The sequence below is a fragment of the Spongiibacter sp. genome (assembly GCF_041602295.1).
Taxonomy (GTDB): Bacteria; Pseudomonadota; Gammaproteobacteria; order Pseudomonadales; family Spongiibacteraceae; genus Spongiibacter.
Map to the genome: position 1 here is coordinate 1 of NZ_JBFIGO010000029.1, position 15978 is coordinate 15978.

Here is a 15978-nt window from a genome sequence, read left to right on the forward strand (position 1 = left end):
GCGATGGCCGCCGCAGCGTGGTCCTGAGTAGAGAAGATGTTGCACGACGACCAGCGCACTTCGGCACCCAGCGCGATCAGCGTTTCGATCAGCACGCCGGTTTGAATGGTCATGTGAATGCAGCCCAGAATTTTGGCACCCGCCAGCGGCTTGCTGTCGCCGTATTTTTCGCGCAGCGACATCAGCGCCGGCATTTCACTTTCGGCGATATTCAATTCTTTGCGGCCCCATTCGGCCAGGCTGATATCGGCAACTTTGTAATCGCTGAAGTTTTCTACTGCGGTAGCAGTGGCAGTCATAATTCTATCCTCAATTTTTCGCAAATTTTCTGCGTCTTACAGCGCCGCCTTAAGAGCCTCGGCGCGGTCGGTTTTTTCCCAGCTGAAGGCGGTGCTAGTCTCGCTGCGCGTCTCGCCGTTTTCCGTCCACTCATAGGTATGCTGGTAGGGCTCGCGACCGAAGTGACCGTAGGCCGCAGTGGGCTGGTACATCGGGTGAGCCAGGTCGAGCATGTTGGTGATACCGAAGGGGCGCAGGTCGAAGACTTCGCGCACCGCAGCAACCAATTTGTCATCGCTGACTTTGCCCGTACCAAAGGTATTAATAGAAATCGACGTCGGCTCGGCCACGCCAATGGCGTAACTCACCTGGATCTCACAGCGGTCGGCCAGGCCGGCGGCAACGATGTTTTTAGCCACGTAGCGGCCGGCATAGGCAGCACTGCGGTCTACTTTAGAGGGGTCCTTGCCAGAGAACGCACCACCGCCGTGACGGGCCATGCCGCCGTAGGTATCGACGATAATCTTGCGACCCGTCAAACCGCAGTCACCCACCGGGCCGCCAATGACAAAGTTGCCGGTCGGGTTGATATGAAACTTGGTGCCGGCGTGCAGCAGTTCAGCGGGCAGTACGTGCTTGATGATTTCCTCGCGCACCGCCTCCTGCAGGTCGCCCTGACTGATCTCCGGATTGTGCTGGGTAGACAGCACCACCGCATCGACGGCGACAGGCTTGCCGTTTTCATAACGCAGGGTCACCTGGCTTTTAGCATCTGGACGCAACCAGGGCAGCACGCCGTTCTTGCGCAGATAGGCCTGGCGCTCAACCAGACGGTGTGAGTAATACAGCGGCGCCGGCATCAGCTGCTCAGTTTCATTTGTCGCATAACCGAACATCAGTCCCTGGTCACCCGCACCCTGATCTTCAGGCTTGGCGCGGTCCACGCCCTGATTGATATCCACCGACTGCTTGCCAATGGCATTGAGCACCGCACAGCTGGCGCCGTCAAAGCCCACATCAGAACTGTTGTAGCCAATACCACTGATCACGTCGCGGATAATATCTTCCAGATCGACATAGCAGGAGGTGGTCACTTCACCGGCCACCACCGCCATACCGGTTTTGACCAGTGTCTCAACCGCCACCCGCGCGTGCTTGTCGCGGGCGATGATCGCGTCGAGTACCGCATCAGAAATCTGATCGGCCATTTTATCTGGGTGTCCTTCCGATACCGACTCGGAGGTGAACAGGCTGTATTCAGACATCGATTGTCTTCCTCATCATTGTGGGCCCTGCGGCCAGCTCGTTATTTCCTACCCAGCGTTGATAAACTGCCGGATTTGTACGCGAAAACCATTCAGTTGGGCCAGATATACCGACGGCCCCTCTTCCATACCGCAGGCCGAGGCCCACTCAGTTAAATCATCGGGCGCGATGCCCAGCCACAGATCGCCACAGGCCTGGCGCGCCCAGTTCTGGTCGTGGGGACAGAGTTCCGCCACACAGAACAAACCGCCGGGGCGCAGCAGCCGCTGCACATCGGCAAAAATATCCGACGGCGACGGCAGGTGGTGCAGCACCATATTGGCGACCACGCAATCGGCCTGATTCGCTGGCAGGGCCGCACTGCGGCTGTCACCCAGCACAAACTCGATGTTGCCCAGGCCCTGCTCGGTCGCCGCCTGGCGCGCCTTGGCCAGCATCGCCTCGCTGTTGTCCAGGGCGATCACCCGCGGGTAGCGCGCGGCCAATTCGGCGAGAAAGGCACCCTCACCGGGGCCTACCTCAATGGCCAGTTGACCGCCGTCGGGCTGGCTGGCGCGCAGCAGCTCCGCGCAGCTTTGGCCGTAGACGCCGTAGGCCACCATCTGTTCCTGCTGCTCACCAAACTCGCCGGCATGCTCGGTAAAGAAGGCCCGCGAGCGCTCTGCGCGCTCAACCACCACCTCGTCCAGACGCTGCTGCTGGCCGCCATCCAGCGAAAGCTGATCGGCCGCCGCCAGCATGGCCGCGTGTAGCTCGCGCAGCGGCTCGCTGCCCGCCTGACAATTGCGGCGATAAAACAGACTATTGCCCTCGCGGCGGCGCACGACCAGACCGGCAGCCGCGAGGATTTTTAGGTGATGGCTCATGCCCGACTGGCGCACATCGAGAATCTGACACAGCTCCTGCACGCTGTAGGCGTCGCGGCGCAATACCCGCAGCACTTGCAGGCGCAAGGGTTCAGCGCCGGCCTTGCACAACTGCAACAGCCGGGTACTCAGATCAACGTCTGGCGGTGATGACTCAGAGGACACTGCGACCGCCGTCTTGCAAGAGCGTGCTTCCATGGCGGCGCAGTGTAACAGCGAACAGCTCTATATCAAAATATTTTGATATAGATTGCCGATCGGTAACTATTGGGCGAGGGGCGCAGGCTGCGCGGCCACACGCGACGGCAGCGAGTGACGCACAATCCGCCACAGCACCTGCCCGAACTGACGCGGCAGCGAACCGGTATTGTAGTGCTGACCGTAGCGACGGCAGATTTCCCTCACCTCAAGCGACATTTCCGCATAGCGGTGTGCCGGCACAGTGGGAAACATATGGTGTTCGATCTGATGGCTCAGATTACCCGAAAGTACGTGAAACAGCTTGCCGCCACTCAGGTTGGAGGAGCCCCGCAGCTGGCGGAGATACCAGTGGGCACGGCTTTCATTGTCCAGCACCGACGGCGGAAACACCTCGGCATCCGCCGTGAAATGGCCGCAAAAAATAATCGTGAAGGTCCATAAATTGCGTATCAGATTGGCCACCAGGTTGCCGCTCAACACCGTCAGGAAAAAGGGGCCAGCCAACAGCGGGAAAAACAGGTAGTCCTTCAGCAACTGTCGACGACTTTTCCGCCACAGCGGCCGCAACTCCTGCTTTAACTGCGACCACGACTTGCGGCCCTTGGCCAACTTGCCAAGTTGCAACTCCTGGATGGCAACCCCCCACTGAAATAACAGGGCGAGCAATACCGCCGCAATCGACTGAAAAAGAAAACCCGCATGCCAGCGCTGCTCGGGAAACAAGCGCAGCAGGCTGTAACCGACATCGTCGTCAATGCCTTCAATGTTGGTGTAGGTATGGTGTTTGTAGTTGTGGCTTTCACGCCAGTTGTCACCGGTACCCACGGTATCCCATTCATAGCTGGCACCGCGAAGGTCGGGCTCATTCATAAAGTCATACTGGCCGTGCATCACATTGTGGGCGATCTCCATATTTTCCAGGATCTTGGCCACTCCCAACATCCCGGTGCCCAATAGCCACGCCGGCGGAAATATCCCCAGAAACAGCAGCCCGCGCCCGCCCATCTCCAGGTACTGCTGCACGCGAATAACTTTGCGCAGATAGCGCGCATCGCGCTCGCCAACATCGGCGATGGCCCGTTGTTGCAGGGCGTCCAATTCCCTGCCGAAGGCCGCCAATTCCCGCTCACTTAGTACCCGACTTTTCTTCTGGCTCATAGCCCTGCTCCTTATAGATTCAATTCAAGGTCGCTGCGCGCACGACTCACACACAGGCGCAGCGCTCCCTGGCCGCGCAAACTGGCGCCATTTAACTGGTTTTGACTCTCACCACCGCTCTGCTGACAACTACAGCTGTTGCAAATCCCCATGCGACAGCCGCTGGGCACAGACATGCCCGCGTCCTCCAATGCCTCCAGCAGCGATTGGCGACTCGACACCGTCAACGTCCGGCGACTGCGGCTCAGTGACAACTCAAAAAAGGCCTCCCCCTCGCCACTGTCCGCAACCGACTTTGGCGGACTAAAGGCCTCGGCGTGAAAAGCGCTGATCGACTCCGCCAACAACTCCCTGGCTGAGGCCACAAAGGCGCTGCCACCGCAGACCACCGCCTCGGCATAGGCGCCATCGCTCAGCAACTTTTCGGCCAGCGCCGTATCGAGCCGGCCCGACTCATAGCCGTCACTGCCGCCACTGTCGCGGCAAAAGCGCCGCACACGAAAGCCGCGGTGCTCGGCCTGCAAACGCTCCAGCTCCTCGGTAAAACAGAAACGACCGGGCTGTTTCTCCCAGTACAGCAACTGCCCCTTTAGCGCCCGCCCGGCCGCTGCGCGCTCGGCAAGCACATTGAACACCGCGGTAATACCGCTGCCCGCCGCCAACCACAGCGCGGCGGCTTCGCCGTCAGCGCGCAGCGACTGCCCCAAGTCGCCAAACGGCTGACTCAGTTCCACCACATCGCCCAAGCGCAGCTGATCGTGAAGGTAATTACTCATCAAGCCCTCGGGCTCGCGGCGCACCGTCAGGGTAATTTTTCGCCCCTGCGCCGGGCGAGACAGGCTGTAGCTGCGACTGTGGCGACGACCGTTGATCTCCAGCGACAAGGTCACATGCTGCCCCGCGGTCGTCGGCACAAAATTGCGATTGCCCTGCAGCACCAGGCTCACGGTGTCATCCGCCTCGCGCCGCAAGCCGCACACCCGGGCAAAAACCCGACGCCAGGCGGCGGTAGTACCCAGTTCACGCGCCCAAAAATCATACTGCTCCGCGGTGACAAGAGTACTCAGCAAACCGGCAACGACAGGCCGCCGCTGGGGCAGACCACTACTCGAAGGGGTAAACAAGGCTTTCATAAGGCATCTCGACTGGTGATTTTTCGACCAATATACACTTGTATTTATATCTGTCAATACAAGTGTATATTCATTTGTATATTTACCTGTATATACGCACGTTATATTTGCCCTTACACTGGGCACTCCAGCGACAGCAATACAGACGAGACAGGTGGAGAAAATGGGTATTCGAGCGAGAAGGGCGGCCAAGAAAACTGACGCCAGCAGCCGGCGCAATCAGGTCAGCGCGCAAGATTTGATGGACGCCGCCGTCCGCCTGCTCGGCGCCCACCGCAGCGTTTCCACACTCAGCTTGCGCGAAATTGCCCGCGAAGCCGGGATTGCGCCCAACAGCTTTTACCGCCACTTTCGCGATGTCGACGAACTGACCGTCGCCCTTATCGATCAGGCCGGGCGGGCGCTGCGCGGCATTATTCGCGAGGCCCGGCAGCGGCTATCGATGGAGCGCAGCGCCATTCGCACCTCGGTAGAAGCCTTTATGGAACAAGTCGATGCCGAAGAAAAACACATTCAGGTCCTGCTGCGTGAGATGTCCACTGGCTCCGATGCCTTTCGCCAGGCGGTGGAGCGGGAACTCAACTACTTCGAAGATGAATTGCGCGACGAGCTAGAGCGCATGGAAAAGCTCACCGGCCACGCCAGCTACCAGCCGGCACTGACCGCCAAGGCCATTACCCGGCTCGTCGTTGCCATGGGCGCCAGCGCCGTCGAGCAAACGCCGGAACAGCGCGCCGAACTCATCGACCAGACCGTCGTCATGATCCGCATGATTATGGAGGGCTCGCAGTCGCTGGCGAAAAAAAAGCGCAAGTAGCGGCGCTCCGCCACCCATAAAAAAAGGAGCCAACAGGCTCCTTTTTTTATGCTGCCAATCGCTTAGCGAATCGGCGTCAGCACAATCGGCAGATCATCGACCGGCTTGGGCAGGGGCACGGTCTGCATCTTGTCGCTGAAATTATCCGCCAGTTTGAACTCATAGCGGCGCAGGAATTGATGCAGGAAGTTTTTCACCTGCATCAGCGCAAAGTGCATGCCGATACACTTGTGGGCGCCGCCACCAAAGCCGACAAAGCTAAAGCTGTGGCGCTTGTGCTCCAGACGCGGCTCCAGCCAGCGATCGATATCAAATTTCAGCGGCGCATCCCAGTACTCGGACATGCGGTGGGTATGCTGCGGCGCAATAAACAAAATGGTGTTCGCCGGAATCTTGTAACCCCCCAGCTCGCAGTCGTTAATGGTGCGGCGCTGCATCATCATCACCGAGGGGTGCAGGCGCAGAGCCTCTTTCACGGCCACCTCGGCCAGCGGCATTTTTTCCAGATCGTCGTACTCGAGAAACTCCTTGTCCACCGCCATTGCCTCCTCGCGCAGGCGCTGCTGCAGCTCGGGGTTTTGGCCCAAGTGGAACAACAAATGGCTCAGCGCACTGGTCGTCGTGTCGTGAGCGGCAAACAGCAGGAAGCTCATATGGGCCACGATGTCGTCATCCGAGAAAAACTCGCCTTCCTCGGTCTTTTCCTTGGTGAAGAAGGTAAAGGTATCGATGCCATCGCCGTTGCGACGCTCTTCGATCAGCCCGCCAAAGAACTCTTTCAGATAGCGCTCAGCCTTCTTGCCCTTGCCGTAGGCGGTGCCCGGCCACTCCTTGGTGACAATCCCCATCAGGCCGTTGGCGATATCCAGAAAAGCCTTGTTGAGCTTCTCGGCGCGCTCATCGTCTTTGCCCAGGCCGACAAAAATGGTCGCCGCCACATCCAGCAGGTTTTGCTTAATCGCCGGGAAGAACAGCATTTCCTTGTTCTTGCCCCAGCCCTCCACGGCCTCACCGATCATCGGCCCCATGGTGTCGATATAGCCCTTCATCGCGTCATTCTTAAACGCGGTTTGCATCATGCGGCGCTGAAAGCGGTGCTCTTCGTGATCGCGCAGCAACAGGGCGCCTTTATAGAAGCGACCCAGTGAACCCATGTAGCCCATCTCGGCGGAAAAGTTTTTGTGCTTGTCGAGATAGATTTCTTTATAGAGGTCGGGCCCAACCAGCAGCACGCCCTTAAAGCCCGCCAAACCGAAACGCGACACCGGGCCGTACTGAGTGTACTGCTTGTCGATGGTGCCGTAGAGATCCTTTACCAGCGGAAAGGTGTGACCGATAACCGGCCAGCCAAAATTGCCGGGGATATGGTCCAGCTTATTGTTGTTTGGGGCGAGTTTGTAATCGGTATTTACTGCTGTGGCCATGCTATGCCCTCCAGTGGGGGGGTCGTGATTAGTGATATTATTTTCCGATCATCATAGAAGGCGACCCGATACATATCAAGCGTTCGATATGAAATATTATTCATCTTCCGGTATAGTTGCGCCCCAACCCCGCAACAATGCATACCACCATCACGCCAAGAGGTCAGGGCCGCAGTGAGGAAAGTAGATCACGATAGTCGTCGCGAAGAGGTGGCAGAAGCTGCCGCTAGACTGATCGCCGAAAAAGGCCTGGAGGCGCTCACCACCCGCGCGCTGGCCAAGTCACTGGGCTGTTCCATCGGCGTGTTATCGCATTATTTCAGCAGCAAAGAAGAAATTGTCATCGCCGCGTTTCGCTGGGCAGATCAGCGCATCGACCTGCGCATGCAGGAAGCCATCGCCCACGGCAACCCCAGCCTCGACCACTTCTTCCCGGTCATTAAGGCCGGCCTGCCGCTGGACGAGGAGTCGGACCTGGAATGGCGGGTGCGCCTGAACCTGCACACCTTCGCCCTCACCCACAGCGACAGCCTGCGGGCGGAAAGAGAAAAAGATCAGCAGTTTCACGAACTGATGGAAGGAATGATTCGCAGCCTGCAACAACAGGGCCAGCTGCGCAGCGACCTCAGCGCCGAAGACATTACCAATGTCGCCTTTGACCTGGTGATCGGCGCCGCCAAAAACCTGGTGCTGAGACCGTTTGCAGAGCGCGAAGCCCGCGCCGAATACCTGTTCAGACTCATTGAACAGCTGCGCCCGCCGGCCTGAGCGGGGCGCAGCGAACAGCGCTAAGCGCGACTTTTTTCAATCACCTCAGTCGCGTACCACTGCATCATCGCCTTTTTCTCTTCCAGCGTTTTGTCATCGGGCTCAGAGGCGTAAACGTCGCGGAAGGCCACCAGCACCTCGTCGACACCGATATCTTCCAGGCGCTTAATACCGTCGGCACTGTAGGCCTCGGCCGTCATCGCTTGGAATTCAAAGGGCAGGTGGTCGCGGCCGTATTCCACGCGGAACTCATTGATCTGATCAATCATTCCCTTGATGGCCGACAACTCGCCACCGGCGGCAATCCAACCGTCACCCAGGCGCGCGGCGCGGCGCAGTGCCGGCTTGGAATGGCCACCCACTAAAATCGGCGGGCGCTCCTTGGGTACCGGGCACAGCTTGATTTCCGGCAAGTCGAAAATCTCCCCCTGATAGCCAAAGTACTCACCGCTCATCAGGCCGTTGATGATCTCAATCATCTCGTCCATGCGCTTACCGCGCCGCTCCCAGGGCACATTGGTCACCTCGAAGTCTTCCGCCCAGGGACTGATCCCCACACCGTAGCCAAAGCGGTTGCCACTGAGAATTGCCAGCGTCGACAGTGATTTGGCAATCAGCGCCGGCTCGTGCACCGCCAGCTTGTGTACCGAGGTGGTGAAGCGAATATTTTCGGTCTGCGCCGCCAGATGCGCCGCCAGCAAAAACGGCTCCATAAAGGGGACGCCATCGAGAAACTCGCGACTGCCATCGCTATTGTAGGGATATTTGGAACTCGCCTCCTTGGGATAGCAAATACTGTCGGGCATGGTAACGGTGTCAAAACCCAACTTTTCCGCCTCGACGCTCAGCGGCACGTACTGCTCAACGGGGCACATACTGTGGTGGTAGGCAAACTTCATGGTGACATCCTTATGTACTATTGCTCGGAGTTAGGACACGCTGCAGCGGCCGATCTCTTCACTATAGTGCCCCACGCACTGGCGCCAACACCTCCGAATGGACGAGAACCACTTTATCGCCACGGCAGGCCGGCAATGGGGTACACGCAGTATAAGTAGGCAGACCGCAAAAGCCGCCAGCCGCCACCGTCTTTCCAGCGGCAAGCACACGTAATTTAAGGAGTTTATTGTTAAACTTAATGAAATACGCGCCAGCCGCAGCGGAAGGACCATGAAACTGACAGCCGTCAAAGACACTCGCAGCCATCGCACCCGCGACAGCCTGATCCGCGCCGCCGAACAGCTGTTCGCCGACCAGGGCGTCGATGGCGTATCCATCAACACGATTACCCGCGCCGCCGGCCAAGCCAACCGCAATGCCGTGCAATACCATTTCGGCAACAAAAACGGCCTGCTGCAGGCCATTTTCGACAAACACGGGCCTCAATTGGCCGAGCGCCGAGCACAATTAGTCGACCGCTTATTAAGCGACAACATGCCCGCACCACAGCTCATCGCCACCGCCATCGTCGAGCCATTGCTGGACAAGCTGGACGATACCGACGGCGGCGAGGCCTATATTCACATCAGTGCGGAACTCATTGCCAGCAACACCCTGGGCTATGACTTGGCTGAGAAGCACTCTCTGCAGCTGACTCGCGAGACCAAGATCGCCAAGCTTGCCGCCCAGGAGCTTACCGAACTGCCTGCTGAAATTGCCCGCCAGCGCATCCTGCTGATTAACGTGCTGGGCTTTCACGGCGTCTCTGACCACGCCCGGGTGCGCAACAATGTCGACTTCGACCCCCTGCTGCGCGACACCGACTTTATGGCCAGCAATCTGATCGACAGTATGGCTGCCATCCTCGAAGCGCCGCCCTCGCAGCGCAGCTTGGAGGTATTGGCCAAACGCCGACTGACGGCCGCCCAGGGCCACTCGGAGTAAGTCGTGAGATTTACCTTCTTAGGCACCAGCGCCGGCACCCCCACCCAACAGCGCAATGTCACCGGGCTGGCAGTGGCCATCGATGATGCCCGCGACTGGTATTTGTTTGACTGCGGCGAAGCCAGCCAACACCAAATACAGCGAACCCGCTACAGCAGTGCCCGGCTGCGTGCGATTTTCATCACCCACGTGCACGGCGACCACTGCTATGGACTTCCCGGGCTGATCGCCAGTGCTAACATGAGCGGCCGCAAAGCACCGTTAACCATCTGCGCTCCCGACGGCATTGAACAATTTATCCGCGCCACCTTTTTGCACACCGATATCCGCGAACTGCGCTTTCCCCTGCACTTTGTGCGCAGCGATCAAGCTGACTTCCACTACGAAGACGACCATCTGCAGGTCAGCGCGCACGCCCTGTCACACCGCGTGCCCTGCTACGCCTATCGCGTCGAAGAGAAGCCGCCGCGCCACCTGTTGGACGACAAACTCGACGCCAGCGGTATCGCCCGCGGGCCGCTGTGGAACCGCATCCAAAAAGGCCACGACCTCAACCTTGCCGACGGCCGAAAGCTCCTCGCTGCCGATTACAGCCGGCCCGCCTGGCCGCCGCGCAGCCTGATTATTGGCGGCGACAATGACCAGCCAGCACTGTTAAACGACGTCATGCGCCGCAGTGACGCGATGATTCACGAAGCCACCTTCACCGAGGAGGTGCTCGCCAAAGTCGGCCCCCAGTATATGCATAGCACCGCTGCCATGGTCGCCAAGGCCGCCGCCGACTGCCAGCTTCGGCACTTGATCCTCACCCATTTCAGCCAGCGCTACCGACTGCGCGGTGGCGAAGAAGTGGAGCACAGCATCGACGACCTGCGCCGCGAGGCCCAGCAGTACTACCGCGGCGAACTGAAGATGGCCGAAGATTTGGAGTGCTATCAGCTAGAGCGCGACCGGCAGCTGCACCGGCTGTCACCAGCCTAAGCGGCTACTGCGCGTCAAGCGCCGCGCGCTGACGCTCCTGCTCAGCGCGCACCCACTGGCGGTTGTGTTCGCCGGGCACCACAACAACAGGCGCCGCATCGGCCGTGAACGCCGCCAGGCTTTCCGCCACCACCTCCTCCGCCGTCGACCAGAACTCCGCCGGCACCGAGTTTTTATCAAAACCACCCAGCGTCTCGCGACCGTGGAAGTCGCTGTGGGTATAACCCGGGCACAGACACTGCACAGCAATGCCCTGCTTATAGCTCTCCTTGGCCAGCGACTGGCTAAAGGCCACCAAAAACGCCTTCGAAGCGCCGTACACCGCAGCCCCCTTCATTGGAATCAAGCCCGCCAGCGACGCCACATTGATAATCTTGCCGCGCCCGTGCTCGGCCATATACGGCAGGGCGCCGCGACACAGCGACACCGCCGCTTCACAGTGCAACGACAGCATTGCCAACTCGCCGTCGAGGTCGCTATCGATCAGTGCGGTGTTGGTGGCGAAGCCGGCATTGTTAATCAATATCGTCACCGGCCCCTTTTGGCGGATCGCCTCCATCACCTCAGCCACCCCCAGCGGCTCGCAGAGATCTACCGCGATGCAGTGCACTTCGCAGCCGCTGCCGGCCAATGCTTGCGCCACAGCGGCCAACTTGGCGGCATCTCGTGCCACTAGCAGCATCGCCTTACACTGTGGCGCCAAGGCCTCAGCATAAGCCCGACCAATGCCTGACGAGGCACCAGTAATTAAAGCAATCTCGGAATTATTGTCGCCGGCCATAGTCCATCTCATATCGTCGTTGCGGGATGGGGATTCTGCCCTGAAGCGGCGCCTAGGGAAAGTTGTGACGACCTCAGCAGCGATTACCATGCGTTCATGTCCGCGGCTAGCGCGGCGCAACGACACAGCAACGGGAGCAATTATGCGCAATTACCTCTTATGTTATGCCGCCGGCGGCATCGGCGGCCTGCTCAACAGCCTGGCCCTATGGCTCTGCGGTCTTTACGGCATTACTGCGGCCATCGGCGTCAATATTTCACCGGCGCTAAGCCCAGAGTGGCTCTATCCGCGACTGGTGTGGGGTGGCCTGTGGGGACTGCTTTTCGCGCTGCCGCTATTCACCGGACCCTGGCTGCGCCGCGCCCTGCTGCTCAGTTTACTGCCCAGTGCCGTCCAGCTGTTCATTGTCTTCCCCTACCATTCACCCTACGGCCAGGCCGGCTTGGCACTGGGCATGTTGACCCCGCTAGTCGTACTGCTCGCCAACGCCCTGTGGGCCACCGGCACCGGCCTGGCGTTGCGGCTGCGCTAAAACGCCGAACCGGGCTCGCGTAGAAAAGCGCGCTCCGCTTCGCTGGACTCTCTTCCCAGCAGGGCATTGCGGTGAGGATAGCGGCCAAACTGCTCGATGATCTCAGCGTGACGCCGCGCAAAGCGCAGATTGTCCTCGCGACCCAGCTCACCAAACAAGCGCAGCGATTCCCGCTGAATCAATCGCGACTCGCTGTGCATAAACGGCATATATAAAAATGCCCGCTGCGCCTCGCTGAGCTGCTGATCTGCGCCGCAGGCCACCGCCTGCTGCGCCAATACCAGAGCCATACCATCCCAGGTAAAAGCGGCGGCGCGATCGCGATAAATATTCCGCGAAAACTGGTCCAGAACAATCACTTCCGCCAGCCGGCCGACCGCCGTCTGGCGCCACAAAAACAGCTCACCAGCCGCCGCAGCGCAATGACACTCAGCAAAATCCTCGGCAATGCGCCGATCCAACTCCGCTGACTTTTTAAACCAGTCAGCCGGCTGTAAATCCTCAAACCAACACGCCAGCACGCGCTGTATCTCATCGTTCATCACCGCCCTCCTCTTCGCGCCTTGCGCTCACATGAGCAATACCCACGAACTACGGGCAGTCGCGAGCAGACGCTGTTAAAATAACCGCCTCGCAACCCGCCCCCCTGTGGAGAAGCCCATGCCCAAGGCAAAAACCGTCAATTTCGAGTCCGCGCTGACCGAGCTTGAAACGCTGGTACAAACCATGGAATCCGGTGAACTCAGCCTGGAAGACTCGCTGAAAGCCTTTGAAAAAGGCATGAGCCTGAGCCAGGAATGCCAACAGGCACTGGCGGCTGCGGAACTCAAAGTTCAGCAGCTCACCGCCAAGGACGACGACGCGGAACCCGCCTGATGAGTTTTAACGATTATTTACAGCAGTGCCAGCAACAAGTGCAGCGCGCACTACCAACCATGCTGGGCTCCGCTGGCAGTGAATTTAGCGACGCCGACGCCGGCCAAGCGCTGACGCGCTTGTTCGAAGCCAGTCACTACAGCCTGATGAACGGCGGCAAGCGGGTGCGCGCCACCCTGGTCTACGCCACCGCCCACGCCCTCGATGCCGACATCGACGACAACGCACTGGACAGCTGTGCCTGCGCCATTGAAATGATTCACGCCTATTCACTGGTGCACGACGATCTGCCCGCCATGGACGACGATGCCCTGCGCCGCGGCAAACCCACCTGCCACATCGCCTATGACGAGGCCACCGCCATTCTGGTTGGCGATGGCCTACAGAGCCGCGCCTTTGAACTGCTCACCGAACTGTCACTGCCGGCAGAAAACTGCTTGGCGATGCTGCGCCTACTGGCCGCCGCCAGTGGCCCGCGCGGTATGGTCGGCGGCCAGGCGATTGACCTCGCCAACGTCAATCGCCAGCTCGACCTCGCAACGTTGCAAACCATGCACCAGCTGAAAACCGGTGCCTTAATTCGCGCCGCCATCGGCCTCGCCGCCCTGGCCAGTAACGCCAGTGCTCAACAGCGGCAGCAGCTGGACAACTACGGCCAGGCCATTGGCCTGGCCTTCCAGGTACAGGACGACATCCTTGATATTGAAGGCGACACCGCGATACTGGGCAAAACCCAGGGCGCCGACCAGTCACTCAATAAGCCGACCTTCCCCGCACTATTGGGGCTAGACGGCGCCAAGGCATTGGCCCAACAGCTGCACGAACAGGCACTGACGGCACTGCAAGACTTCGGCCCCGGCGCCGACGCCCTGCGCCAGTTATCCAACTATATTATTGAGCGCCGACATTAAGCGGCAATTCTGCCCGTCGACTGCGGTGCCGCCAACAGGCAATTGGTTTACAATTGCCCCCTTTACGCCGTTTCGGGTTAGAGATTGATGTTCCAGAAAATCCCCACGCAAAAGCCGTCGACTCCACTACTCGATGGCATCGCTGAACCCGACGACCTGCGCGACTTGGAAGTACAGCAATTGGGCCAACTGGCCCGCGAACTGCGCGAGTTCATGCTCTACTCGGTAGGCCAAACCGGCGGCCACTTTGGCGCCGGTCTCGGCGTCGTTGAACTGACCATCGCCCTGCACTACATCTACAACACCCCCGACGACCGCCTGGTTTGGGATGTCGGCCATCAGTGCTATCCCCACAAAATTCTTACCGGTCGCCGCGAGCGTATGCTCAGCATGCGCAAAGCCGGCGGCTTGGCGGGCTTTCCCAAGCGTGAAGAAAGCCCCTACGACACCTTTGGTGTCGGCCACTCCAGCACCAGCATCAGTGCCGCTCTGGGCATGGCCATCGCCGCCCGCCAACAGAACATCGACCGCCGCACCGTGGCGGTCATTGGCGATGGTGCGATGACCGCTGGCATGGCCTTTGAGGCCATCACCCACGCCAGCCACACCGGCGCCAATATGTTGGTGGTACTCAACGACAACCAGATGTCGATCTCCAAAAACACTGGCGGCCTGAACACCTATTTCTCGAAAATTTGGGCCTCCAAGACCTACAACCAGCTGCGCAGCGGCGGCAAGTCGGTGCTGCAGAAATTCCCCGGCCCGGCCAAGGAGATCGCCGCACGCCTGGAAGAATATATGAAGGGCATGGTGTCGCCCGCGACCTTGTTCGAGGAACTGGGCTTTAACTATATCGGTCCCATCGACGGCCACGATCTCGATGTGCTGGTGCCGACACTGCGCAATTTGCGCGAGCTGGACGGCCCGCAAATGCTGCACATCATGACCAAAAAGGGCAAGGGCTTCACACCCGCCGAGCGCGACCCCGTGGGCTTTCACGCCATCTCCAAAATCGAGCCCGACGCCGCCCCCGACAAGCTCGCCGAAAAGCCGAAGAAAAAACCCAAGTATCAGGATATTTTCGGCCAGTGGCTGTGCGATGAAGCCGCCGCCTGTGAGCAGCTGGTCGCCATCACCCCCGCCATGTGCGAGGGTTCAGGCATGGTGGAATTTTCACAGCGCTTTGAAGACCGCTTTTACGACGTCGCCATTGCCGAGCAACATGCCTTGACGCTCGCCGCCGGCATGGCCTGCGACGGCCTCAAGCCAGTCGTCGCCATCTACTCCACCTTTTTGCAGCGCGCCTACGACCAGCTGATCCACGACATCGCCCTGCAGAATCTCGACGTCACTTTTGGCATAGACCGCGCGGGCTTGGTCGGCGAAGACGGTCCCACCCACGCCGGCGCCTTCGACCTAAGCTTTCTGCGCTGTGTGCCCAATATGGTCATCATGGCCCCTGCCGACGAAGATGAAACCCGGCAAATGCTGCACACCGGCTACTGCCACCCGGGGCCCGCCGCCGTGCGCTATCCACGCGGCACCGGCCCCGGCATCGCGCCGCAGGCCGAAATGCAGTGTCTGGAAATTGGCAAGGGCCGACTGCTGCGCAACGGCGAGGATATTGCCATTCTCAGTTTTGGTACCCTGTTGGGCGCCGCCACCGCCGCCGCAGATCAACTCAATGCCAGCGTTGCCGATATGCGCTTTGTCAAACCGCTGGACACTGCACTGATCGACCAACTGGCCGGCAGCCACCGCCTGCTTGTTACCGTCGAAGAGAATGTGATTGCCGGCGGCGCCGGCAGCGCCGTCAGCGAATACCTCAACAGTCGCGGCATCGACCTGCCCGTAATGCAGCTCGGCCTGCCCGACCACTTTGTCGACCACGGCAACCACCAAACTCTACTCAGCGAGCTGGGCCTCGATGCCGCGGGCATTGAGCGCAGCATTCGCCAGCGCCGTGAGCTGCTCAGCCCCGAGCTAAACGCCAGCGGCCAGTAATCGGCTGGGCGCTATTCAACGGCCGAAAAGCCGGCGCGGCGACCAAACAGAGGGATATTAGGGTAAGGGAAGCTGGCAGCCACGCATGCAGCTGCGA

At 59.7% G+C, this 15978-nt stretch carries 17 protein-coding genes; 8 read left to right on the plus strand and 9 right to left on the minus strand.

The features are described 5' to 3' along the window. The 5 genes from ABYM29_RS07070 to ABYM29_RS07090 form a co-directional block, all read right to left on the minus strand. On the minus strand, positions 1-299 hold a 299-nt coding region (locus ABYM29_RS07070), incomplete at its 3' end, for an adenosylhomocysteinase (RefSeq protein WP_372863922.1). 36 nt (positions 300-335) lie between these two features. Beyond that, a complete protein-coding gene (gene metK, locus ABYM29_RS07075) occupies positions 336-1544 on the minus strand; it encodes a methionine adenosyltransferase (RefSeq protein WP_372863924.1) in 1209 nt (402 codons plus the stop codon). Between the two features lie 48 nt (positions 1545-1592). Then, positions 1593-2576 (minus strand): ArsR/SmtB family transcription factor, encoded by a 984-nt coding sequence (locus ABYM29_RS07080; protein WP_372863926.1) that lies wholly within the window; start codon positions 2574-2576, stop codon positions 1593-1595. A gap of 99 nt (positions 2577-2675) precedes the next feature. Beyond that, on the minus strand, positions 2676-3770 hold the full coding sequence (locus ABYM29_RS07085; RefSeq protein WP_372863927.1) for a fatty acid desaturase: 1095 nt from the start codon (positions 3768-3770) through the stop codon (positions 2676-2678). Positions 3771-3781: 11 nt separating this feature from the next. Continuing rightward, positions 3782-4903 carry a flavin reductase family protein gene (locus ABYM29_RS07090; protein ID WP_372863928.1) on the minus strand — a complete coding sequence of 374 codons (1122 nt, stop codon included), beginning with the start codon at positions 4901-4903 and terminating at the stop codon, positions 3782-3784. A gap of 163 nt (positions 4904-5066) precedes the next feature. Between ABYM29_RS07090 and fabR the strand changes: the two genes are divergently transcribed. Further along, on the plus strand, positions 5067-5720 hold the full coding sequence (fabR, locus tag ABYM29_RS07095; RefSeq protein ID WP_372863930.1) for an HTH-type transcriptional repressor FabR: 654 nt from the start codon (positions 5067-5069) through the stop codon (positions 5718-5720). 62 nt (positions 5721-5782) lie between these two features. Here the strand turns inward: fabR and ABYM29_RS07100 are convergent, their stop codons facing one another. Next, positions 5783-7144 (minus strand): cytochrome P450, encoded by a 1362-nt coding sequence (locus tag ABYM29_RS07100; protein ID WP_372863931.1) that lies wholly within the window; start codon positions 7142-7144, stop codon positions 5783-5785. Between the two features lie 174 nt (positions 7145-7318). Here ABYM29_RS07100 and ABYM29_RS07105 point away from each other — a divergent pair, with 174 nt between their 5' ends. Continuing rightward, positions 7319-7912 carry a TetR/AcrR family transcriptional regulator gene (locus ABYM29_RS07105; RefSeq protein ID WP_372863932.1) on the plus strand — a complete coding sequence of 198 codons (594 nt, stop codon included), beginning with the start codon at positions 7319-7321 and terminating at the stop codon, positions 7910-7912. Positions 7913-7932: 20 nt separating this feature from the next. On the opposite strand, the gene ABYM29_RS07110 is transcribed toward ABYM29_RS07105, so the two are convergent. Further along, on the minus strand, positions 7933-8811 hold the full coding sequence (locus ABYM29_RS07110) for a TIGR03619 family F420-dependent LLM class oxidoreductase (RefSeq protein ID WP_372863934.1): 879 nt from the start codon (positions 8809-8811) through the stop codon (positions 7933-7935). 271 nt (positions 8812-9082) lie between these two features. On the opposite strand from ABYM29_RS07110, the gene ABYM29_RS07115 reads away from it, so the two are divergent. Together ABYM29_RS07115 and ABYM29_RS07120 are read left to right on the plus strand one after the other, a co-directional pair. Beyond that, the gene (locus ABYM29_RS07115; protein ID WP_372863936.1) at positions 9083-9796 is read left to right on the plus strand and encodes a TetR/AcrR family transcriptional regulator; all 714 of its coding nucleotides are present in this window, start codon (positions 9083-9085) and stop codon (positions 9794-9796) included. A 3-nt stretch (positions 9797-9799) separates the two neighbouring features. Beyond that, the gene (locus ABYM29_RS07120) at positions 9800-10777 is read left to right on the plus strand and encodes a ribonuclease Z (protein ID WP_372863938.1); all 978 of its coding nucleotides are present in this window, start codon (positions 9800-9802) and stop codon (positions 10775-10777) included. Between the two features lie 4 nt (positions 10778-10781). Here the strand turns inward: ABYM29_RS07120 and ABYM29_RS07125 are convergent, their stop codons facing one another. Continuing rightward, entirely contained in the window at positions 10782-11570 is a 789-nt protein-coding gene (locus ABYM29_RS07125; protein WP_372863940.1) for an SDR family NAD(P)-dependent oxidoreductase, read from the minus strand. Positions 11571-11700: 130 nt separating this feature from the next. Here ABYM29_RS07125 and ABYM29_RS07130 point away from each other — a divergent pair, with 130 nt between their 5' ends. Continuing rightward, a complete protein-coding gene (locus tag ABYM29_RS07130) occupies positions 11701-12090 on the plus strand; it encodes a hypothetical protein (protein ID WP_372863942.1) in 390 nt (129 codons plus the stop codon). On the opposite strand, the gene ABYM29_RS07135 is transcribed toward ABYM29_RS07130, so the two are convergent. Then, complete coding sequence (locus tag ABYM29_RS07135) at positions 12087-12632, minus strand: DUF924 family protein (RefSeq protein ID WP_372863944.1); 546 nt, start codon at positions 12630-12632, stop codon at positions 12087-12089. The genes ABYM29_RS07130 and ABYM29_RS07135 overlap by 4 nt on opposite strands. 118 nt (positions 12633-12750) lie before the next feature. Between ABYM29_RS07135 and ABYM29_RS07140 the strand changes: the two genes are divergently transcribed. From ABYM29_RS07140 to dxs, 3 genes are all read left to right on the plus strand, one after another. Further along, positions 12751-12966, plus strand: coding sequence for an exodeoxyribonuclease VII small subunit (locus ABYM29_RS07140; RefSeq protein WP_372863946.1), 216 nt, complete (start codon positions 12751-12753; stop codon positions 12964-12966). Beyond that, positions 12966-13877, plus strand: a complete 912-nt coding sequence (locus ABYM29_RS07145; RefSeq protein ID WP_372863948.1) for a polyprenyl synthetase family protein — start codon at positions 12966-12968, stop codon at positions 13875-13877. The genes ABYM29_RS07140 and ABYM29_RS07145 overlap by 1 nt, the downstream gene beginning before the upstream one ends. Before the next feature lie 87 nt (positions 13878-13964). Next, positions 13965-15881 (plus strand): 1-deoxy-D-xylulose-5-phosphate synthase, encoded by a 1917-nt coding sequence (gene dxs / locus ABYM29_RS07150; protein ID WP_372863950.1) that lies wholly within the window; start codon positions 13965-13967, stop codon positions 15879-15881. Positions 15882-15978: the final 97 nt, after the last annotated feature.